This window comes from Flagellimonas pacifica (genome assembly GCF_900215465.1).
Classification (GTDB): domain Bacteria; phylum Bacteroidota; class Bacteroidia; order Flavobacteriales; family Flavobacteriaceae; genus Flagellimonas; species Flagellimonas pacifica.
Genome location: NZ_OBEH01000004.1, coordinates 118,325 through 138,281 on the forward strand (window position 1 = coordinate 118,325; position 19,957 = coordinate 138,281).

The 19,957-nt window shown below is 36.1% G+C and carries 21 protein-coding genes; 5 read left to right on the forward strand and 16 right to left on the reverse strand.

The annotated features are described in order from the left end of the window. Window positions 1-158 precede the first annotated feature (158 nt). Together CRO15_RS13135 and CRO15_RS13140 are read left to right on the forward strand one after the other, a co-directional pair. Window positions 159-494: a 7(1) septoil knot domain-containing protein gene (locus CRO15_RS13135; protein WP_097046308.1), complete on the forward strand. Its 336-nt coding sequence runs from the start codon at window positions 159-161 to the stop codon at window positions 492-494. Window positions 495-553: 59 nt separating this feature from the next. Next, window positions 554-790, forward strand: a complete 237-nt coding sequence (locus CRO15_RS13140; protein WP_097046309.1) for a zinc-ribbon domain-containing protein — start codon at window positions 554-556, stop codon at window positions 788-790. Window positions 791-831: 41 nt separating this feature from the next. Here the strand turns inward: CRO15_RS13140 and CRO15_RS13145 are convergent, their stop codons facing one another. From CRO15_RS13145 to CRO15_RS13165, 5 genes are all read right to left on the reverse strand, one after another. Further along, entirely contained in the window at window positions 832-2,235 is a 1,404-nt protein-coding gene (locus CRO15_RS13145) for a peptidoglycan DD-metalloendopeptidase family protein (RefSeq protein WP_165769956.1), read from the reverse strand. Window positions 2,236-2,513: 278 nt separating this feature from the next. Then, window positions 2,514-3,584, reverse strand: coding sequence for a hypothetical protein (locus tag CRO15_RS13150; protein WP_097046311.1), 1,071 nt, complete (start codon window positions 3,582-3,584; stop codon window positions 2,514-2,516). 90 nt (window positions 3,585-3,674) lie between these two features. Continuing rightward, the gene (locus CRO15_RS13155) at window positions 3,675-4,409 is read right to left on the reverse strand and encodes a hypothetical protein (protein ID WP_207763888.1); all 735 of its coding nucleotides are present in this window, start codon (window positions 4,407-4,409) and stop codon (window positions 3,675-3,677) included. 8 nt (window positions 4,410-4,417) lie between these two features. Beyond that, on the reverse strand, window positions 4,418-4,990 hold the full coding sequence (locus CRO15_RS13160; RefSeq protein WP_097046313.1) for an RNA polymerase sigma factor: 573 nt from the start codon (window positions 4,988-4,990) through the stop codon (window positions 4,418-4,420). A gap of 175 nt (window positions 4,991-5,165) precedes the next feature. Then, window positions 5,166-6,143, reverse strand: a complete 978-nt coding sequence (locus CRO15_RS13165) for a polyprenyl synthetase family protein (RefSeq protein ID WP_097046314.1) — start codon at window positions 6,141-6,143, stop codon at window positions 5,166-5,168. 139 nt (window positions 6,144-6,282) lie between these two features. Here CRO15_RS13165 and CRO15_RS13170 point away from each other — a divergent pair, with 139 nt between their 5' ends. Further along, on the forward strand, window positions 6,283-6,693 hold the full coding sequence (locus tag CRO15_RS13170) for a hypothetical protein (RefSeq protein WP_097046315.1): 411 nt from the start codon (window positions 6,283-6,285) through the stop codon (window positions 6,691-6,693). A 24-nt stretch (window positions 6,694-6,717) separates the two neighbouring features. Here CRO15_RS13170 and rlmN read toward each other — a convergent pair whose 3' ends face one another. The 8 genes from rlmN to rsgA all read right to left on the reverse strand — a co-directional run bounded on the left by rlmN (window position 6,718) and on the right by rsgA (window position 16,029). Continuing rightward, on the reverse strand, window positions 6,718-7,758 hold the full coding sequence (gene rlmN, locus CRO15_RS13175; protein WP_097046316.1) for a dual-specificity RNA methyltransferase RlmN: 1,041 nt from the start codon (window positions 7,756-7,758) through the stop codon (window positions 6,718-6,720). A 91-nt stretch (window positions 7,759-7,849) separates the two neighbouring features. Next, the gene (gene queA / locus CRO15_RS13180) at window positions 7,850-8,899 is read right to left on the reverse strand and encodes a tRNA preQ1(34) S-adenosylmethionine ribosyltransferase-isomerase QueA (RefSeq protein WP_097046317.1); all 1,050 of its coding nucleotides are present in this window, start codon (window positions 8,897-8,899) and stop codon (window positions 7,850-7,852) included. Between the two features lie 86 nt (window positions 8,900-8,985). Continuing rightward, window positions 8,986-10,215 (reverse strand): 3-phosphoshikimate 1-carboxyvinyltransferase, encoded by a 1,230-nt coding sequence (locus tag CRO15_RS13185; RefSeq protein ID WP_097046318.1) that lies wholly within the window; start codon window positions 10,213-10,215, stop codon window positions 8,986-8,988. A gap of 69 nt (window positions 10,216-10,284) precedes the next feature. Next, window positions 10,285-10,611, reverse strand: coding sequence for a nucleotide pyrophosphohydrolase (locus tag CRO15_RS13190; RefSeq protein WP_097046319.1), 327 nt, complete (start codon window positions 10,609-10,611; stop codon window positions 10,285-10,287). Window positions 10,612-10,614: 3 nt separating this feature from the next. After that, window positions 10,615-12,645, reverse strand: coding sequence for a DUF3857 domain-containing protein (locus tag CRO15_RS13195; RefSeq protein WP_097046320.1), 2,031 nt, complete (start codon window positions 12,643-12,645; stop codon window positions 10,615-10,617). Between the two features lie 3 nt (window positions 12,646-12,648). Next, entirely contained in the window at window positions 12,649-14,547 is a 1,899-nt protein-coding gene (locus tag CRO15_RS13200) for a DUF3857 domain-containing protein (protein ID WP_097046321.1), read from the reverse strand. 78 nt (window positions 14,548-14,625) lie between these two features. Next, a complete protein-coding gene (gene dtd, locus CRO15_RS13205) occupies window positions 14,626-15,078 on the reverse strand; it encodes a D-aminoacyl-tRNA deacylase (RefSeq protein WP_097046322.1) in 453 nt (150 codons plus the stop codon). Between the two features lie 6 nt (window positions 15,079-15,084). Continuing rightward, the gene (gene rsgA, locus CRO15_RS13210) at window positions 15,085-16,029 is read right to left on the reverse strand and encodes a ribosome small subunit-dependent GTPase A (RefSeq protein ID WP_097046323.1); all 945 of its coding nucleotides are present in this window, start codon (window positions 16,027-16,029) and stop codon (window positions 15,085-15,087) included. 93 nt (window positions 16,030-16,122) lie between these two features. On the opposite strand from rsgA, the gene CRO15_RS13215 reads away from it, so the two are divergent. Continuing rightward, the gene (locus CRO15_RS13215) at window positions 16,123-16,563 is read left to right on the forward strand and encodes a hypothetical protein (protein WP_097046324.1); all 441 of its coding nucleotides are present in this window, start codon (window positions 16,123-16,125) and stop codon (window positions 16,561-16,563) included. Between the two features lie 119 nt (window positions 16,564-16,682). After that, window positions 16,683-17,123 (forward strand): hypothetical protein, encoded by a 441-nt coding sequence (locus CRO15_RS13220; RefSeq protein ID WP_097046325.1) that lies wholly within the window; start codon window positions 16,683-16,685, stop codon window positions 17,121-17,123. A gap of 71 nt (window positions 17,124-17,194) precedes the next feature. Here CRO15_RS13220 and CRO15_RS13225 read toward each other — a convergent pair whose 3' ends face one another. From CRO15_RS13225 to CRO15_RS13235, 3 genes are all read right to left on the reverse strand, one after another. After that, window positions 17,195-17,869, reverse strand: coding sequence for a head GIN domain-containing protein (locus CRO15_RS13225; RefSeq protein WP_097046326.1), 675 nt, complete (start codon window positions 17,867-17,869; stop codon window positions 17,195-17,197). A 134-nt stretch (window positions 17,870-18,003) separates the two neighbouring features. Further along, window positions 18,004-19,086: a bifunctional 3-deoxy-7-phosphoheptulonate synthase/chorismate mutase type II gene (locus CRO15_RS13230; RefSeq protein ID WP_097046327.1), complete on the reverse strand. Its 1,083-nt coding sequence runs from the start codon at window positions 19,084-19,086 to the stop codon at window positions 18,004-18,006. Window positions 19,087-19,094: 8 nt separating this feature from the next. Next, window positions 19,095-19,955, reverse strand: a complete 861-nt coding sequence (locus tag CRO15_RS13235) for a prephenate dehydrogenase (protein WP_097046328.1) — start codon at window positions 19,953-19,955, stop codon at window positions 19,095-19,097. Window positions 19,956-19,957: the final 2 nt, after the last annotated feature.

Genomic DNA, 19,957 nt, shown 5'->3' on the forward strand with positions numbered 1-19,957 from the left:
AAAATAGCCTTTAAAGGTAACTAAAAAACGAAATTTAAGGAAGTAACCGTTTAACACTCAAATGTAAAAAGAGAAGTTCATAATGTTAGGGCCGAACATAACTAAAATCTTTGGTACAAAGCTTGATATTAATACTACAGTCATACTTAACAAACAACATGAAAAGAGCGCTCTCATTAATAACAACATTATTTCTTGCATACACTATTAACGCACAAAAAATTTATTCTACTGATAGAGATTACAAAGCTGATATTAAAGTATATGTTGTTGATAGAGCGTACAAAGCCCATCTCTTGGTGTACAAAGTGGATGCCGAATACAAAGCCAAGGAAAATGAAGGCAAATGGTATTTTACGGATGTTGATTATAAGGCTCAAAAGAAAATTTATTTTGTTGATGCCGATTACAAAGCGGATTTAAAAATCCATTTTGTAGACTCAGATTACAAATCTGGCTGGAGAGATAAATCAAAACAATATTTGTTGTATTAGATTTAAATTGACACCATTCTACACGATATTTTCTGGAAGAACATTAATTTTGCGTTGTTATGATTCTCTTCTTCGGCACACGACCTGGTAAAAAAGAAACCAAAACATTACATAATGTTTCATGCCCACATTGTTCCCAAACAGGAACACTGACCGCTGTTTCACAGTCCAATTATGTACATCTTTTCTGGATTCCCATTTTCAAGTTGAATACAGCGCGATTTGCGGAGTGCTCCCACTGCAAAAAGGTGTATTATAGAGAAGAATTTACTGCAGAAATTGAAAAAGCTTTCTAGCACATTTCACTTTCAACAACAACATTTAGGCTATTGAAGTTTTACTTTTTCAGTATTTTATAACTTCTTATCTCCGGTGAATTTTCATCATGACTTATCAATTTTAAATAGTACACTCCAGATGAAAGATTCTCTATTGGTATGGGACCATTTAATTGTCCCTGTTTGACAAAAGCTCCCGAGCTATCAAATAATTGGAAGCTAAATACTTCGTTCTCTCCCAAAGCTGTTAAATAAATATTTTCATCTGCAGGATTGGGATACGGACGAAGAGTACTGTCATTTTGAGGTTCATTTGATAGGCTTGAAGGGTTATTCCATATGTCTTTAACCCGTATTTCATCAAAATTTGAATAGCTGTAGAGTGTGAATGTAACTTCATAGTCCTCATTCCCTTTGTCGGTATACAGGCCAGCATCAACACCAACATCCTCAAATACAGCAGCATCAATATTAGACGGGTCTATTCCTTGTCTGTCATTAAAATTGATTAATTTATTATCAGCTCCTGACACAACCTCTATCTCATTAAAATCAATTTCTAACCTATTGGACTTAACTTTAATTTTAAGTGGATTGTTTCCCACAACTTCATATTTCAACGAATTTGTATTGTATAAAAAATAGTCCAAAAACAAAAGTGGATTTACATGGGGGTCCACAACCTCTGAAAATGGATTTGAAGATGAACAACCCCCATTTTGCTGAGATTCTATTGAACATAACACTCCTACACGTATTTCAAAATGATTATGGTTAAATATTGTTTGGCCTGTTTGCCCCACCCCACCTATTAAATCACCCTTCTTTACAACTGCTCCCTGCTGAATCCCTGGAGAAATACTATTTAAATGGGAAGAAAGGGAATAATAGTTCTTTATAAATTTCCCTTTAAAGAAGAATGGCGTTTCCATTTGATGACTTATTACCACAGTCGTTGAACTAAAGGGGTTATCAGGATCATTTTCGGAATAGGCACTATGTACAACTCCATCTGCAATACTAACAATTGGATCATCCAAATTTCCCGGAATATCAATGCCTCTATGAAAATCGTAACGAGATTCTGATTTTTTCCATCTGGAACCAAAAGGTGATGATACGGTGGAAATATTACCATTTGGCCAAACGGTATCATCAAACCTCACCATAATCCCATTTTTTGTAATAAAAAAAGTATCTTCTTTACAAACTGGATCCAATCCATTGATTGATAAACATACCTTATAAACACCCTCCACCCTATATGTGTGTATTGGATCTTTCTCTTTTGATGTTTCACCATCCCCAAAATCCCATAAATATGAGTTTATCGTAAGATTATCTTCCAGAATTGACGCATCATAAAATTGAACCGTCATTCCGTTCACTCCCATAGCCGTAAAATCTATGTTATTGGCATAAGAAAACAAAAGCAATACAGGGACAAGACACATTTTATTCATAATTGATAATGATTTAAGTGCTGTAGCCATCAACACTTCCTATTTATTAAATAGTATATCTAATCAATTATAATGCTTAAAAAAGAAGTTAAAGCTGTTGAATATATGTATAGTGGTTTTAGATTTATAAAACATGGACTTGGGTTCATCCATTAAAGAAGAAAACGCTTCAAAACATACAACATATTTTTCGTTTTTTAATTCTATCATATCAAATGCGGCCCAGATATACACATAAACTTGTTCCAGACCGCACTAAATATGACTCGTAAATTGGTTTACAAATCGAACCGAAAGCCCAAGGAAATATTATTTTGTTTTATAGCTGCATCTTTAAAAATTGGGTTTAAATCGTACTTAATGTACAAGAGCACTCCATCAAAGCCCGCATATGCACTTAGCCCATATATTAAATCGCTGGTATTGTAATCTCGTTTGAATTTATCCTTTACTTGTTCTCCATCACGATTATATTTCAATTTTTGACGAGTACCAAGGTTAAATCCTCCATATCCACCAATTCCCATTCTAAATTGGTTTTGAATGGAATATCGTATGCTCTTCTCCGTCTTACGGAATCTTGAAGGGCCAAACTCAAAATGTACCGGAAATACAAGGTTATCCATCCGTAATTTGGATTTGTCCAGTTCAAATTCAAACTCCTCCAACATGGTCTGATTCCCATTTTGCACAAAAATCTGATTGTTATCCGGTTTTAATCCATTAAACTGAAAAGAAAAGCCATAGTGGAGTCGCAACCAATTAGACCTGTCAAAAACCCGGGTACGCCATTGCCAACCCATTTCAAAAAATCGACTCCCGCCAATTTTATATGGTGAATTATCCAACGACTGGCCTTCAATCAAAGCACTGTTCAATCCAATCGCAAAAACAAAATCAGAGTACGTACGCCTGTCGTATTTTATCTCCCTTTTCCATTTCCGCGATCTTGAAATGACCAAAGGTTCCCCATTAACGTCTATTGTAAAACCAATCCTATCAATATCAAGAGAATCCACCTCTATTTCAGCTAGTGTATCACCTTCATTGCGCTCCAAAAGAGAAATTTGATTATCTATTATACCAATTCTATTTTCTATGTTCAACGCTCTTTTTTTAGCAGCAGCCTCTTTTAAAATTTTGGCCTCACTTTCAGAAATATCTTTGTTTTTTAATCGTTTGTTGATTTCTTCAATTTCAAACTTTAAAGCTTCTTTTTCCTGTTCAGAAATTTTCTCTTTTTGAGCCTTCAAAACTTCTATTTTCTGCTCATAAACTTCTTGTGCAACAATAGTTTGAGAAAGAAGCAACAATAATATTGTAGCTAAATACAGTGTAATTTTACTCATGATCTTCTTTGATTTATGACCCTTCTAACCTCCCATCCTGAAATAACCAAGATGGGAAAATTAAAAAGGTGTTTTTGATTGATGAATATTCTAATTGTTCCTTTCGGCCACAGCAGTTCTAAGTTTGGAGTAACCATCTTTGAGAGCGTCAAAAATTTGATTTCTGAACGATTCATCCAACTCGTCCTCAGCTTGCGCCAACAAAGCCATGGCATCTACAGTTCCATTCGACGCAAAAAGTTGTTCTGTAAGAATCTCTTTTTGAGCTGCTCTTAAAAGGGAATCCACTTCTACATCTGTGACCTCTGTGTTAGTACTCTCTAACAATGCCACTTGTTCCGCAATTTCGTTTACTTTTTGGGTAATCAACTGGTCAGATTTTTCTAGAAAAACATCGTTTAAAGGTTGTTTCTCTGTCCGCTCTGCCAATTCAGACGATTGCAAGGTGTCTTCCAAGACTTTTACATGCCGTGCTTCCTTTTGAAAAACCTCTTCTTCTATTTGATTTTCAACAACTTCCGATTTTTCTTGTTTTATAGGTTGTACCTCTAATGTTTTTTCTTTACGTTGAATTTCGGTTTCATTTGACTTGTTTTCCTCCACCAACTGAATGGTATCTTCCTCAGGTGATTTGGAAGTAAATACCACTATTGAAATCACAAGAATCCCAATAAAGCTTGCTGCTATGGCATAGGGGAACCATCTCTTCTGTTTTGGTTTTCCTTCCACAGTTACTTGGGAAGCAATTTTATCCCAAGCTTCTGACGAAGGAGTGATTTTACGTTCCCCAAGTTTTTCTTTGATATGTTTTTCTAACTTTTCCATCATTCTTCCTATTTATCCCTTGACTTTGTCCGAGGTGACATTCCTTTCAATTTTAAGTTTTCCTGGAGCATTTTTCTTGCTTTGAACAGTTGTGATTTTGATGTTCCTTCTGATATTTTTAGCATTTCTGCTATTTCATGATGTTTATATCCCTCTATGGCATATAACAAAAAGACCATTTTGTATCCCTCAGGTAATCCATCTATCAGATGTTGCACATACTCCATATCCAATAATGAAGAACCATTATCCAACTCTTTTGATTGGGATTCAGAAATCTCATCATCATAAACCACAAACTGTTTTTTGCGTAAATAAGAAATACTCTCTCGTACCATGATTTTCCTGATCCATCCTTCAAAACTTCCCTTGTGTTGAAAAGATTTCAAATTTTGAAAGACTTTAACAAACCCATTAACCATCACATCTTCTGCAAACTGTAGATCCTTAATGTATTGCCTACAAACACCCAACATTTTAGGAGCATGCTTCTCATACAATTGTCTTTGCATTCTTTGATCTCCAGCTATCGCCTTTTTGATCAAAAGTTTTTCATTGGTATATAATGACACAATTTTCAAAAGTGGTTCTCGGTTTGTTTTCTATAAAGATAGACGCAGTGGTTTCTAAAAAGGTTGTCTAGGGTATAGATTTTTTCTGATGTTGGTAATATATGTCCTCTACCAAATTCATTTTTACAAGAAAAAATACACCTGGACAACGCTCAGTATAACTAATGAATAGGTTTGCTAAATATTACTTTTTTCGGTCAACCACATAATTGACCATTAAGGTAAGGGCATCTTTATATTTTGAATCGGGGTAATTGTCCAACAATGACAGAGCCTCATCTTTAAAAGAAAGCATTTTCGAGACTGCATATTCCAATCCTCCCATTTCTCTCACATAGGCAATAACTTCTTTCACCCTTTTCTTATCCTTATTATGGTTTTTGATCGAGTTGATCAACCATCGTTTTTTTTCTTTGTCACTTTGGTTCAGCGCATAAATAAGTGGAAGGGTCATTTTTTGCTCCTTAATGTCTATGCCAGTAGGTTTTCCAATCTTGTCGGCCCCATAATCAAAAAGGTCATCTTTTATTTGAAAGGCCATACCACAAAGCTCTCCAAACTTTCTGAATATTTCCACATGTTCAGAGTCTGGCTTCACAGAACAAGCTCCCATACTGCAACAGGCAGCAATCAAAGTTGCAGTTTTTTGACGGATAATATCATAATACACCTCTTCGGTAATATCCAGAAGTCTTGCTTTTTCAATCTGCAGTAGCTCCCCTTCGCTCATGTCCTTAACTGCATTGGAAATGATATGAAGCAAATCATAATCTTTGTTTTCCAAAGCCACCAAAACTCCTTTAGAAAAAAGGAAATCACCTACCAAAACTGCAATTTTATTTTTCCAAAGCGCATTTATAGAGAAAAAGCCCCTCCGTTTATGACTATCATCCACCACATCATCATGAACCAAACTTGCGGTATGAATCAGTTCAATAATGGATGCACCACAATACGTCCGATCATTTATACTACCTTCATTGATCAATTTAGCGGTAAGAAATACGAACATGGGACGCATTTGCTTTCCTTTTCTATTGACGATGTAGTAAGTAATTCTATTAAACAATGCCACTTTTGAAGACATGGACTTTAAGAACTTATCCTCAAAAAGTTCCATTTCTTTTTCAATGGGCTCCCTAATCTGCGAAACTACCTTCAACGCAACCGTGTTTGGTTAATTTGGTTTGAAAGCCTAAAAGTAGGGAAAATGATAGAGTTGATTGTTGCATGTCAAAAAATAAGCATGGTCAAGCGCAACTCTAACACTCTTTTTACATCCTTGGAATAAAGAAAAAGAAATGAAATCTAAAATTACAGTTATATTTTCTATCCTAGTCGTTGCATTCTTTATAAACTGCAGCAAAAGTGAAAATGATTCTCCAACAACCCTTGAAGGAGAGTATGAGGGGGTATTTACAGTGAAATATGGAAATGATGAAACTCTGTCGAACCCAGTCCAAGTCTCACTCATCAACGGGCAATTTTCAAGTTCAACAGGTGCCAATAGGCTTCCTGCGGGTGGAAATGGAAAATATAAAGTGCAAAATACTACCATTGAATTTAATGACGAAAATGTCTGGACTGCTGATTTTGATTGGAACTTAATTCTCAATGGTGAATACAACTATTCCTTGACTGAAAATAAGTTGATCATATCAGCACATAAAAATGATGTTGGATTCTACAAATACGAACTAAAAAAGAAATAGAATCCTCTTCGGAATTATCAAAAATCAACTCTTATTGGCCAACTGTCCGCAAGCTGCATCAATGTCTTTACCACGTGATCTTCTAACAGTGACAGTTATTCCATTTTTCTCCAAAGTATGTTTGTACATCTCTACAGCTTGATTGGAGGCTTGTTGAAACTCACCGTCATCAATGGGGTTATATTCTATCAAGTTAACTTTTGAAGGGGCAAATTTGCAGAATTTGACCAAAGCATCAGCAGCTTCTTTAGTATCATTGATGCCTTCCCAAATCACATATTCGTAGGTAATCCTATTTTTGGTCTTGTTGTACCAATACTGGAGCGCCTCCCTTAAATCTTTTAAAGGAAAAGTTGCATTGAACGGCATAATGGATGTCCGCACTTCGTCTATTGCTGAATGTAGCGATACGGCCAATCCAAACTTAACCTCCTCATCCGCCATTTTTTTAATCATTTTGGGAACTCCGGAGGTAGAGACTATAATTCGCTTTGGTGACATTCCCAAGCCTTCTGGTGAGGTAATCTTTTCAATGGCTTTTAGCACATTGTTATAGTTCATCAAAGGCTCTCCCATCCCCATGAACACAATATTGCTCAATGGTCTATCAAAATACAACCGACTTTCGTTATCAATAGCAACTACTTGATCATAGATTTCATCAGGATTTAAGTTACGCATTCGCTTTAACCGAGCGGTGGCACAAAATCGGCAATCCAAACTGCAACCTACCTGACTTGACACACACGCTGTTGTTCTTGTTTCTGTGGGAATTAGAACTGATTCTACTATTAAATCATCGTGAAGTCGTACTGCATTTTTGATCGTTCCATCTACACTGCGCTGCATTTGATCTACTTGAATGTGGTTGATAACAAAGTTATCTTCCAACATCTTACGTGTTTCTTTGGAAATATTGGTCATTCCCTCAAAAGAATGGGCAGATTTTTGCCACAACCATTCATATACTTGGTTGCCACGGAAAGCTTTATCGCCTTGATTGGCGAAAAAATCCCGTAGTTGATCTTTGGTAAGTGCCCTTATGTCCTTCTTTTTGGTTTCCACGAGCCAAATATAATCAAGAAAAAATCCCGATGAACTGAATATGTCTAACGGGATTTTACTTTAAGGTTTCCTCTGGAGGAAATTTTATTCTTTATATAACCAACATTGCATCTCCGTAGGAGTAAAAACGGTATCCTTCCAAAATAGCTTGCTTGTAGGCTTTTTTCATTAAATCATGGCCAACAAATGCTGAAACCATCATTAACAATGTAGATTTTGGCAAATGAAAATTGGTAATCATGCAATTAGCAATACTAAAATCATATGGAGGGAATATGAACTTGTTTGTCCATCCTTCAAAAGTATTTAAGGTATGTTCTGATGATACCGCACTTTCCAACCCACGCATTACTGTAGTTCCCACAGCACAAACACGCTTCTTATTTGTTTTTGCATTGTTCACTACTTCCGTAGCTTTTTCATCAATTACCAACTCTTCGCTATCCATTTTATGTTTTGAAAGGTCTTCCACCTCAACTGGGTTAAAAGTTCCCAAACCAACATGAAGGGTCACTTCGGCAAAATCAACTCCCTTGATCTCCAATCTTTTTAGCAAATGCTTAGAAAAATGTAACCCGGCAGTTGGTGCGGCCACAGCACCTTCATATTTGGCATAAATTGTCTGGTAACGTTCTTCATCTTCTGGCTCTACATCTCTTTTTATGTATTTAGGAAGTGGAGTTTCTCCCAATTCACGAAGTTTTCTTCTAAAATCGGTATAGGACCCATCATAAAGAAAACGAAGGGTTCTTCCTCTGGAAGTTGTGTTATCTATTACTTCTGCCACCAAACTCTCATCTTCCCCAAAATAGAGTTTGTTCCCTATTCTTATTTTTCTTGCCGGATCTACCAAAACATCCCACAGACGTTGCTCCTGATTTAGTTCACGAAGTAAAAAAACCTCGATACGAGCTCCAGTTTTTTCCTTGTTTCCGTATAATCTTGCAGGAAACACTTTTGTATTGTTCAAGACCATTACATCATCTTCATCAAAATAATCAATAAGGTCTTTGAACATTTTATGTTCAATTTTTCCTGTTTCTCTATGAATGACCATTAATTTGGATTCGTCCCTGTTTTCTGCAGGATATTCGGCCAGTAATTCCTTAGGTAATTCAAAGTTGAAGTTTGATAATTTCATGTAGAGCTATTTTGGTTTTTCTAAAAGATGGCAAATATACAATCTCGGTATAGGGGATGTCAAGTAATTTGGTGATTAAATGCAAATTACATTTCCTGTACGCTAAAACCGAGTGTTTTAAGATCGCTCCAAAAATCAGGATAAGACTTGGAAACTACCTCTGCATCATTAACAAAGAAGTCCGTTTTAAGGGCCAAAGGACCAAATGCCATGGCCATTCTATGATCATTATACGTATCTATGGATATTCCAGAAAGAATCTCTTTTGTTGGTTGCAGTGTAAGACTTTCAGAGTCAATATCCACTTTTGCGCCGAGTTTCTCCAATTCGGTCTTCATTGCTCCTAGACGATCAGTTTCTTTTATGGGAAGCGTATGTAATCCTGTTAGATAACAGCCCATTCCAAGCCCTAAACAAGTTACAGAAATTGTCTGGGCGATATCAGGAGCATTGGATAGGTCATAATTTACCGTATCCAACGAACATTCTTTAACCTTAGAAAGGGTAATCTGGTTATCTGAAAAGTTCGTTTCTACTCCAAAATCCTTATAGATTTTCACCAAAACACTATCACCTTGAAGAGAATTCTCTTTGTAAGAGGATAATTTAATCTCGGTTCCTACACTGCATAATGCAACAATACTATAAAAATAACTTGCAGAACTCCAGTCTGATTCCACAACCAAGGTTGTATCCTTGACCTGTTTTTTTGGAGTTACTTTTATGGTATTTCCCTCAAATGATGTTTCCACTCCAATTTGGCCAAGGAGTCCCAAGGTCATTTTAATGTATGGGACCGAAGTAATCTTTCCAATGAGTTCCATTTCCAAGCCATATTCAAGGCTTGGTGCTATGAGCAATAACGAAGAAATATATTGACTACTAATATTGGCTGGTAAAGAAACCTTGTTTTTAACTAGTTTTTTTCCTTTTATTTTGATGGGAGGACAACCTTCCTCTCCCATATAATCGATTTCTGCACCTAAATCACGAAGCGCATCAACCAACACTTTGATAGGGCGCTCTTTCATACGCTTGGAACCGGTCAATACCACTTCCTTTCCAGCTTGAGAGGCAAAATATCCGGTTAAAAACCGCATTGCAGTTCCAGCGTGGTGAATGTCAACTTCACCATGTGATGTGTTCAATCCTTTTTGCATTACTTGGCCATCATCTGAATTGGACAGGTTTTCAATAGTAACATTTGCAAAAAGTGCTTTGAGCAATAAAGACCTGTTAGTCTCGCTTTTGGAGCCAGTAATCTTTATCGTTTTGTTAATTTTTTTCTCGGCCGGGAATGAAAGTTGGAGTCTCAATTACTTTTGGTTTGATTGAAAGCCCAAAGCTAGAAAAAACACCTTTATTAAGTTGTGATGTAAACTGTTTTATTTGAGTTTTTCGTTATTCTGGTGACGATCATGGTCCCGTTTTGCCTTAAGGTCCAATTTTTTGTCAAAAGATTCCTGTAAATCTATCCCTGTTTGGTTGGCCAGACATAACACAACAAAAAGAACATCAGCCAATTCTTCACCTAAATCTTTGTTTTTATCTGAATCCTTTTCACTTTGTTCGCCATAACGCCTAGCAATAATCCGGGCTACTTCCCCTACCTCTTCTGTAAGTTGTGCCATATTGGTGAGTTCGTTAAAGTAACGTACTCCGTGGTTTTTAATCCACTCATCAACAGCTTTTTGGGCATTTTGGATATTCATAAACTAGATTTTAGACAAAACTACTTTTTCATTCAGCTTTTCTATCATTTTCTTGTAATAATCTTTCAATGTATCATAGTACATTGGAGTTATTATCGCTTGATTGATCTCCGACACTACCTTTAATTGAATTGAATCATCACCTTGACCTTGAATGTTATATCTTATCTGTCCAAGTCCATCTGGCATGAGAAGCACCATAGGCTCAGGTAAAGATTCTATTTGAAATCCAACAGGAATTTTAACAGTTGAAATGATATCCTTGCCACTTGGATATCCAAAATCGACCGGATATTCTCTTTTCTCTAAAGTAAAGGGATTGGTACTTGTTGTTAAAAAAAACAGAGGGGATATGTAAATCCTTTCTCCGATCTTTTCAAATGCACCATCTCGGTAAAAATCATAGGAGACCATTACTGGTTTAGATAATTCTTGTTCATTCTTAACATTGAAATTTGATATCTCAAGACCTCCATTTTTCTCTTCTAACCCTACCAAATAATCCTCCTGATCAGCTTTTAAATATTCATTCCTAAATTTTAACGCATCATGATCTTTGTATAGGATTCTTATTTTTCCATTTAAATCCCCATTTTCTTCCAAAGTATTGTGTACAAATATTTTTTGCATACTCTTAGTTTTAGGATAAAGATCCACCACTTTGGAAGTGCCTTCTTTTTTAATAATTCTACCTTCCCAGTTTAAGGTTCTAAAGGGCAATACATTGGGAGTACTAAACTGGCTTGATGCATCTAAAAGTGTAACATTGTTAGGTTCAGTAATGGCACAAATAACATAGTTATAGCCCTCCCTTGTTGGAAAAAGAGGAATCCCGTTTGTTCGTGTACTCACCAAAACTGGATTAGCATTAAAACCAGCATATCTAAGCATTGAGGTTAGCATTAGGTTAATTTCTGCTACATTTCCTGTTTGCTCCTTATAAGCTTTTCTTACTCCTCCAGAAGTTGTATACTTTCCATTGTAATCATTCCATTTGACTTTAGATTTAACAAAATCTAAAATGAGTTCTATTTTTTTGTCATTATCTGTAACATCGAGCAAAAAGGTGTTTAAATCCTCTTTATAGTAATTTGTTTTGTTTAGTTCAGAACCAAAATTAGAACTGTCATAAATGGTCTTGATCACATCTTCCCATGTGGTTGAGTAAAATTTAGGCCCAGAGTTTGGGTACTTAATATACGAAAGCTCATATTTTACCCCTGATCTGTAATTATCAATATTATTTACATATGGTTCCTCTTTTAGAGTAGGCACATTGTTAAAATCATAATGATAGGTATCAATTTTATAATCAATGTTAGATGTGGAAAATTTGGTGACGCTATTTCCTCCAGATAAACTGTATCCCTGAGAAGACTGCCTAACCCTATTTTTTATTTGGATCTTTCCATTTTTACTGCTCACCTTAGGTGTGATATTTAGAAAGCCTTTCATATTTACCCTAAAACTAAAATACTCTGGGGCTTCCATAATTGCATTAAGTTTCTTAATTGGAATATCATGTTGAAAAACAAACTCATCTACGTTAAACACAAATGGAGAAATAATTCGATATTTATATTCGATTACCGAGCCCTCCTTAGCTTTTGGCATTGTAAAGGATTTCTGGTTATAATATTTATTCAATTCTGTCTCAAACTCACCATCTTTTTTAAGTTTTTCAGCCTCAATTTTACCATCGACCAAATTATAGGTGCTTGCTTTCAGCATCCCAACTTTTTCTTTTGCGCTTGAATTTTTATAAAGGTTGATTTTCTTGGTGGCGTAATCAAGCCCTTCCTTATTGTAGATTTTAATCCGTTCATGGACTTCTGTCAAAAGCTGGAAGCCTTCATCGTTCAAATACTCAAAATGGGTTTTTCTATACTTGTACAAGTAAGTGGCCGAGGCAGAAGAATCAGCAGGGTTAAATTTCTCCTCAAGTTCTTCTTTGGAAACTTTTCCAAAGGAATGGTCTTGCGCCAAAATGCTTTGGACAATTAAAAAAGCTAAAAAAAACAATACTTTTTTCATGGTTTATGGTTTGATCAATACAATTTTGGAGTTATCATTTCGAGTCACTTCTTTTTGGAATTTTCTATAGGCATCATAATCGGTCTTGGAGTATTCCCCATGTTTAACCAGTAGCTTTCTCCTGTAGTTAATTTTTTTATCATTAATCACAATTTCCGTGGTGTAAAAGCCAAACTTATTCTCTATGCTTGTGCTTTCCGGTATCGCTTCTACTTCGTAGTCATCAGGAATTTCAATTACAGTTTCATCTTCATCCAAATAGCCTCTCTGAATTTCAAATGGAAGCTTTCTATTGCGATATCTTTGGGGAATAAAACCACTTCTATTGAGCACATTTATAGGCAACAAAACTCTTTTCCCACTTGGGGAGGCATAGTTATTGGCTTGTATCGAAACATTTTCACTGAAAACAATGCTATCCTTATCGTTCTTAAATTGATATTGCTCAACTTTCAAGTTATTGATATAACTCCAATACTCTTTATAATGTTCCAGTACTTTATCCTCAGGTTCTTGCTCCAATCTAAAATGAGAATAATACTGTGAGCCTTTGGTTATTATTTTGGCATCCGCGTGTATGCCACCATCTTTATTTAGTCTAACAATACTTGTCGTTTTTTGATGATTTTCTGCATCTAAATAAGGTGTAGTGGTTACAATCTCTCCACCCTCTGGTTTAACAATCATGACCTTTCTATCATCAGTAAATCGCCCTATATATCCAAAAGGTAGAATTTGGGATGTACAATCTATCCAATAATAAGTTCCTTTATATGGTATTGCCAATATTGCATGATTTCCCTGGGTCAAGTCCGCAAAGTCGTCTTCAAAATCTACCTTATCCCTTCCAGCTTCAACAACAGCATAATATGATTGAACTCCTACCGCTTTCAGTAGAGCTTTGGTATAGTTTGAAAGCCCTTTACAGTCGCCATATTTCACCCTATCAACTTCAATGGCACTTATAGGTTGGAAACCTCCTATACCAATTTGCACGCTCACATATCTGGTATTATCCTGTACATATTTATAGATTATTTTAGCCTTTTCTAAAGAATCTTCTTCTTCCGCCACTAACTTTTTGACAGTTTGTACAGTACTTGGCTCTAGCTGATCACGGCCATACAATAGTTTGTCATTTACCCAAGTCCCAAATTCTTTCCAATTATCTACACTGGCATCTTGCCCTTTAAAATGAAAATTCTTGATTCTTGACATTAACCTAGGTGTAATCTTACTTAGGGATGGGCTAAGGATTTCACTCTTTAGGGCCGAAATGTTATCAGCTTTATATTCGATAAAGTTGGACGATTCATTTTTTTCATAATCAAAATCTTCTAAGTTGAACTCCTTGATGATAGGCTTTAATTTTTCCGAGCTGTATGATATTCTATATCTACTTTTGGATACGCTCTCACCATAGGAACTCAAAAAATACCAAGGAGGAATTACACCGGTATCCGAAGTTTCCATCTCATAGGTAAATGAAATTGTATATGGGTATTCTACAGGAATATATCTATGGTATAAGACCCGGTCATCTAGATACAACGAAAATCCATCTACCGCACTAGCATCCATAAATTTGCGTTTGGAATACTTGTTAATTTCTCTGCCAGTTTTATCGTATACAATTACTTCTACATCCTTTATTTTCTTTTGTTTATCATAATAAAGGCTATTGAATGCTTTCCGTCCTCCTTTTTTGTTTAAAACTGTAGTTACAATTTTCCCCTTGTAGGTCATCTTATTTACAGCATGCAATGAAATATCCATTTCATCCAAACGCACTATGGCATTTGCATTCTTTAAAAGTTCTTCGGGAATCGCGCTATAACTATAATTTTGTGAAAAAGAAAAATGAACACTTGATATGAGTAGAAAAAAAGTAAGAATTCGCATTAAGAATGGTAGGTTAAATTACGCTGTGCAAAATTGTTAATTTTCTCACAAAAAACCAACTATTTCGACTAACGACCTCTATTCCTTGTTTTTTGTATCAATTATAATAGTCACAGGTCCATCGTTCAATAAGTCTACTTTCATATCTGCTCCAAAGATTCCCGTTCCTACTTTTTTTCCAAGATTTGTTTCTAGTTGCGAAATGAAAGTTTCATAAATTGGAACGGCAATATCTGGCTTGGAGGCTTTTATATAAGATGGCCGATTTCCTTTTTTTGTCTGAGCGTGCAATGTAAACTGGCTTACCACTATTACATCTCCCCCAACATCCAGTACTGAACGGTTCATGACTCCTTCGTCATCACCAAAAATGCGAAGATTTACAATTTTTTTGGACAACCAATCCATATCTTCCTTCCCATCGGCATCTTCTATACCTAAAAGAATCAGAAGCCCGTTTTCAATACTTGAAATAATCTCACCATCCACCGTTACGCTAGCTCGCGAAACTCTTTGTACAACCGCTCTCAATTTGTTCTATTTATAAATGTCCACTCTATAGTTTTCATCTTCCCCAGTTATCATTTGCACATAACTCCGGTATCTACTCCAAGAGATATTATCGTTCTCCAAAGCATTTTTTATTGCGCATTTAGGTTCATCCAAATGCAGGCAATTGTTGAACTTACACTCTGATTTGAGTTTAAAGAACTCTGGAAAATAATCTCCAACCTCATCTTTCTCCATATCTACAATACCAAATCCCTTAATTCCAGGTGTATCAATTATTCTTGCCTCAAAAGAAAGGTCATACATTTCGGCAAAAGTCGTTGTATGCTGCCCTTGTAGATGTTGTTCTGAAATCTCGGCAGTTTTAAGTTTCAACCCTGGTTCCAATGCATTTACCAGAGTAGATTTCCCTACGCCGGAATGACCGGCAAACATACTGGTTTTGTCCACCATCAATTCCTTTACCATTTCCACATTTACTCCTTCTTTAGCTGCAATATCTATGCAATGATATCCAATATCCTTATACAACTGCACCAAGTAATCTATCTCTGCCATTTCTTGGTCGTTGTAAACATCCATTTTATTAAAAAGCAGTACCACCGGAATATCGTAGGCTTCAGCCGTAACCAAAAATCTATCTATAAAACTGGTAAAGGTTGGCGGATTGTTTAAAGTGACCAATAAAAAAACTTGATCCAAATTAGCTGCTATGATATGGGTCTGCTTGGATAGATTTACAGATTTTCGAATGATGTAATTCTTTCGTTCTGTTATATCTGTTATAACCGCTACTTTTTCATCTCCAATCTCTTTTAAATCAAAAGTTACAATATCTCCCACTGCAACCGGGTTAGTGCTTTTAATTCCCTTAATGCGGAACTTACCTTTGATACGGCATTCATAAAAGCTACCTTCTTCTGTTTTAACAGTATACCAGCTTCCAGTAGATTTATACACAGTTCCTTGCACTATTTCTTAATATTTTAATTGCAAAGAAACAATAATCCTCTAATTGGTACGATATATGTATTCAACAGTTTGTTAAACCAAAATAATTTAATCATGAAAAAAATCTTTTTTATCGCAGTGATAGCCCTAACTGCAACAATTGAAATGAATGCACAACAATTTAAGGTTATTACCAGCGTAGAATCCATTGTACCAAACGGTCTGGGACGTTCCAGAATCGTAAATGCTTTGGAGGATAAAGATTACAGAGAATACACAAGTGTACAGACCGATGAGGACAACACCAGAAACAAATCAAAACGTAGTGACATCCGTGTAAAGAATTTTGAGGAAACCAAATTGTTGAACTTCTACAATATTGGCGGTATCCGTTTCCAAAACATTGCTGCCAATGATGCATTGCTAACTTCTATGATCAATGACATGGTGGCCAATGGCTGGGAACTGGCCTTTGTAACAAGTGCTGTTGAAAGTGAAGGTGGAAAAGGTGATGGAAAAGGTATTTTTATCACCAGATATATTTTTAAGAAGTAAAATCTTTAGATTTTATACATATACAGAGCCCTTTGCAATAGCAAAGGGCTTTTTTATTGACCTGTATGCAACCCTTAGCTTAATGGTGTTGTCTTTGTGTTATAGAAAAAACAATAATCATGAAGAAAATTTTATTAGTTACAGGTTTAATATTAACCATGGCTTTTGGAGCAAATGCCCAAGAGTATAAAGTAATCACCAGTGTTGAATCCATTGTACCAAACGGATTGGGCAGGTCACGGATCATAAATACTCTAGAAGAGAAAGATTACAGGGAGTACACCAGTGTTCAGACTGAGGATGACAACACCCGAAACAAATCGAAAAGAGGCAAAATCAGAGTGAAAAACTTTGAGGAAACCAAATTGTTGAATTTTTTCAATATTGGTGGAATCCGATTTCAAAATATTGCGGCCAATGACGCCTTACTGACCTCTATGATCAATGATATGGTAGCAAATGGTTGGCAATTGGCCTTTGTTAGCAGCGCTGTTGAAAGTGACGGAGGGGATGATGATGGACAGGGAATTTTTATTACCAGATACATTTTTAAGAAATAAACGTATCAAAACCAAAAAAGGCCCCTTATAATTATTAGGGGCCTTTTTTATTAGGTATTAATCATTATGTATCAGTCTACCATATAGACCCTGCCACCAATAAAGGTGTTCTTATATACTTTTTTTGGCTTTCCATAAACATGTACATCCCCACCTGCCTTTACACTGATGTCTACTTGTTGGGATGCAAAGACGTCTGCTTCGCCTCCAGCAGAAATTCTAACATCCGTTGTGGCCGTTCTTAAATCCTTGCCATCAAAAATACCACCAGTATTGATTACTATGCTTTGGTTTTGAGCCAAACCAGAAGCTTGAACTATTCCTCCTGTTACCGCCCTTATATCCGCATATTCCACGTCCATTCCAATTCGAATCATAGCCCCTTCTTGTGCCTTTAGTTCAATTCGATTTTTCTTTACCATTTCATTGCATGTAATTTGGGCTCCTTCATTACCATCAATGACATCCAAATCTGTATAATAGACTTCAATCAAGGTATGCTCCCCTAAAAACTTTCTATCCAACTTCATTCTTAATTTGAGCACCCCTCCTTTATTCATCCAAATAATATCATCCACATTCCTTCCCTTTATCACAATCCTATCTTCTTCAGATTGAATAAGATTTACTTCGATTAGGTCAAAAACCTTGATTTTGTTAAACTCCCCTACCTCAGTATCAATCATTCTTTGTGAAAAAATAGTAGTGGAAAGGAGTATTAGACTGAGTGTAAACAGTTTTTTCATAATTGTAGTGTTAACTTATTAAAAGATGAATCATTTAAAGAACTGTTACAGTTTACGACAAAAAAAATGCCATTAAAGGTTTTGGAAGCTTGCTTCCAATCTTTAATGGCACTCATTATGAAATTAGGTGAAGTTTATTTATTGATAATCTTCTCCTGGTGGTTAATAGATTCCTGGTGAATTGCCTTGAACATTCTCAACACAAACTCTTCACTAAGACCTTGGGTTTCTCCTTCCAAAATCATTTTACCTAAAATTGCATTCCATCGGTTTGATTGCAACACGGCAACATTCTTTTGTTTCTTCAATTGTCCAATTCCATCAGAAACTTTCATACGTTTTCCAAGAGTATCGATCAATTGGTTGTCAATTACATCTATTTGAGCTCTTAGATTGCTCAATTTGCTATTGTATTCTGCTTCCTCATCAGTCTCTTTTCTAATGCGAAGATCTTTCATGATCTGCACCAAAGTATCTGGAGTCACTTGCTGAGCGGCATCACTCCAAGCATTATCAGGATCATGATGTGTCTCTATCATCAAACCATCAAAGTTCAAATCTAAAGCAGTTTGGGATACATCAAAAATCATATCGCGTTTACCCGTAATATGACTTGGGTCATTTATAATTGGTAAATCTGGAAACTTGGATTGCAGTTCAATCGCCATTTGCCATTCCGGAATGTTTCTGTATTTAGTTTTTTCATAGGTTGAAAAACCTCTATGAATCACTCCTAGTTTTTCAATATTGGCAGAATATAGTCTTTCCACAGCTCCCAACCACAATGATAAATCCGGATTTACAGGGTTCTTGATCAATACAATTTTGTCTGTGCCTTCCAAGGCATCTGCAATCTCTTGAACAATGAATGGGCTCACCGTAGAACGGGCACCTATCCACAACAAATCCACATCATGTTCCAAGGCAAGGTCCACGTGTGCCCTGTTAGCTACTTCCGTAGCTGTTTTTAGGCCAGTTTCTTCTTTCACCTTTTGCAACCACTTCAATCCAATGGCTCCTACGCCTTCAAAATTACCTGGTCGTGTTCTTGGTTTCCAGATACCGGCTCTATAGTAGTTTACATCTGTATCTTTAAGGTCATGGGCAATTTTTAAAACCTGGTCTTCTGTTTCTGCGCTACATGGCCCGGCTATTACCAATGGGTGTGGTAGGCTCATATCGTCCAACCATTTTCTCATTTGCTTGTTGTTTTCCATAATCTGTGCTAACTTTTTGTAAGTGGTATTCCTTTTAATATTTGTTTTATTCTATTGGTATTGTTCATTTCTTCGTACACATTTTCAAAATCGTTGTTCAACAGCAGTTGTTTAAACTCTTCCAGATTTTGAATGTATTCTTCTAATGTTTCTATAACATTTTCCTTGTTCTGTTCAAAAATTGGTGTCCACATCTCTGGGGAGCTTTTTGCCAAACGCACCGTGCTTTCAAAACCACTGCCCGCCATGTCAAAAATATCACGCTCATTTTTTTCTTTTTCAATAACCGTTTTTCCCAACATAAATGAGCTGATATGTGATAAATGGGATACATAAGCTATATGTTTATCATGCGCTTCAGGGTTCATATATCGAATTCGCATTTTTAACTTTTGAAAAAGCTCCAATGCCCTTTCCTGAAGTTTAAATGCCGTCTTTTCCACTTCACAGATAATATTTGTCTTCCCATCGTACAATCCATTTATTGCCGCTGATGGTCCAGAAAATTCAGTTCCCGCAATGGGATGACTTGCCAAAAAGTTTCTTCGCTTTGGGTGATTTCCAATTACTTTGCATATCAAACTCTTAGTGGAACCTGCATCAATTACAACCGTTTCGTCTCCAACGGCATCCAAAATTTTTGGTAATTCCAACACCAAAGCATTTACAGGGATACTGATAAACACCACATCAGCAGAAGCCAAAACATTGTAATCTCCCTTTTCATCAATAATACCAAGCTCCAATGCTTCTGTAGTATGGGATTCATTCTTATCGATTCCTATAATATTGGCATTAGGGTATGCAAGTTTCATATCCTTAGCAAAAGACCCCCCAATTAAACCGATACCTATTACAACAATATTCATGC

Excerpts from the sequence above, each read along its gene's own strand:
- CRO15_RS13195 (WP_097046320.1), bottom strand. The coding sequence starts at position 12,645 with ATGAAAAAAGTATTGTTTTTTTTAGCTTTTTTAATTGTCCAAAGCATT.
- queA (WP_097046317.1), bottom strand. The coding sequence starts at position 8,899 with ATGAAATTATCAAACTTCAACTTTGAATTACCTAAGGAATTACTGGCC.
- CRO15_RS13225 (WP_097046326.1), bottom strand. The coding sequence starts at position 17,869 with ATGAAAAAACTGTTTACACTCAGTCTAATACTCCTTTCCACTACTATT.
- CRO15_RS13140 (WP_097046309.1), top strand. The coding sequence starts at position 554 with ATGATTCTCTTCTTCGGCACACGACCTGGTAAAAAAGAAACCAAAACA.
- CRO15_RS13135 (WP_097046308.1), top strand. The coding sequence starts at position 159 with ATGAAAAGAGCGCTCTCATTAATAACAACATTATTTCTTGCATACACT.
- CRO15_RS13215 (WP_097046324.1), top strand. The coding sequence starts at position 16,123 with ATGAAAAAAATCTTTTTTATCGCAGTGATAGCCCTAACTGCAACAATT.
- CRO15_RS13220 (WP_097046325.1), top strand. The coding sequence starts at position 16,683 with ATGAAGAAAATTTTATTAGTTACAGGTTTAATATTAACCATGGCTTTT.
- CRO15_RS13155 (WP_207763888.1), bottom strand. The coding sequence starts at position 4,409 with ATGGAAAAGTTAGAAAAACATATCAAAGAAAAACTTGGGGAACGTAAA.
- CRO15_RS13230 (WP_097046327.1), bottom strand. The coding sequence starts at position 19,086 with ATGGAAAACAACAAGCAAATGAGAAAATGGTTGGACGATATGAGCCTA.
- CRO15_RS13150 (WP_097046311.1), bottom strand. The coding sequence starts at position 3,584 with ATGAGTAAAATTACACTGTATTTAGCTACAATATTATTGTTGCTTCTT.
- CRO15_RS13235 (WP_097046328.1), bottom strand. The coding sequence starts at position 19,955 with ATGAATATTGTTGTAATAGGTATCGGTTTAATTGGGGGGTCTTTTGCT.
- CRO15_RS13170 (WP_097046315.1), top strand. The coding sequence starts at position 6,283 with ATGAAATCTAAAATTACAGTTATATTTTCTATCCTAGTCGTTGCATTC.
- CRO15_RS13200 (WP_097046321.1), bottom strand. The coding sequence starts at position 14,547 with ATGCGAATTCTTACTTTTTTTCTACTCATATCAAGTGTTCATTTTTCT.
- CRO15_RS13190 (WP_097046319.1), bottom strand. The coding sequence starts at position 10,611 with ATGAATATCCAAAATGCCCAAAAAGCTGTTGATGAGTGGATTAAAAAC.
- CRO15_RS13145 (WP_165769956.1), bottom strand. The coding sequence starts at position 2,235 with ATGAATAAAATGTGTCTTGTCCCTGTATTGCTTTTGTTTTCTTATGCC.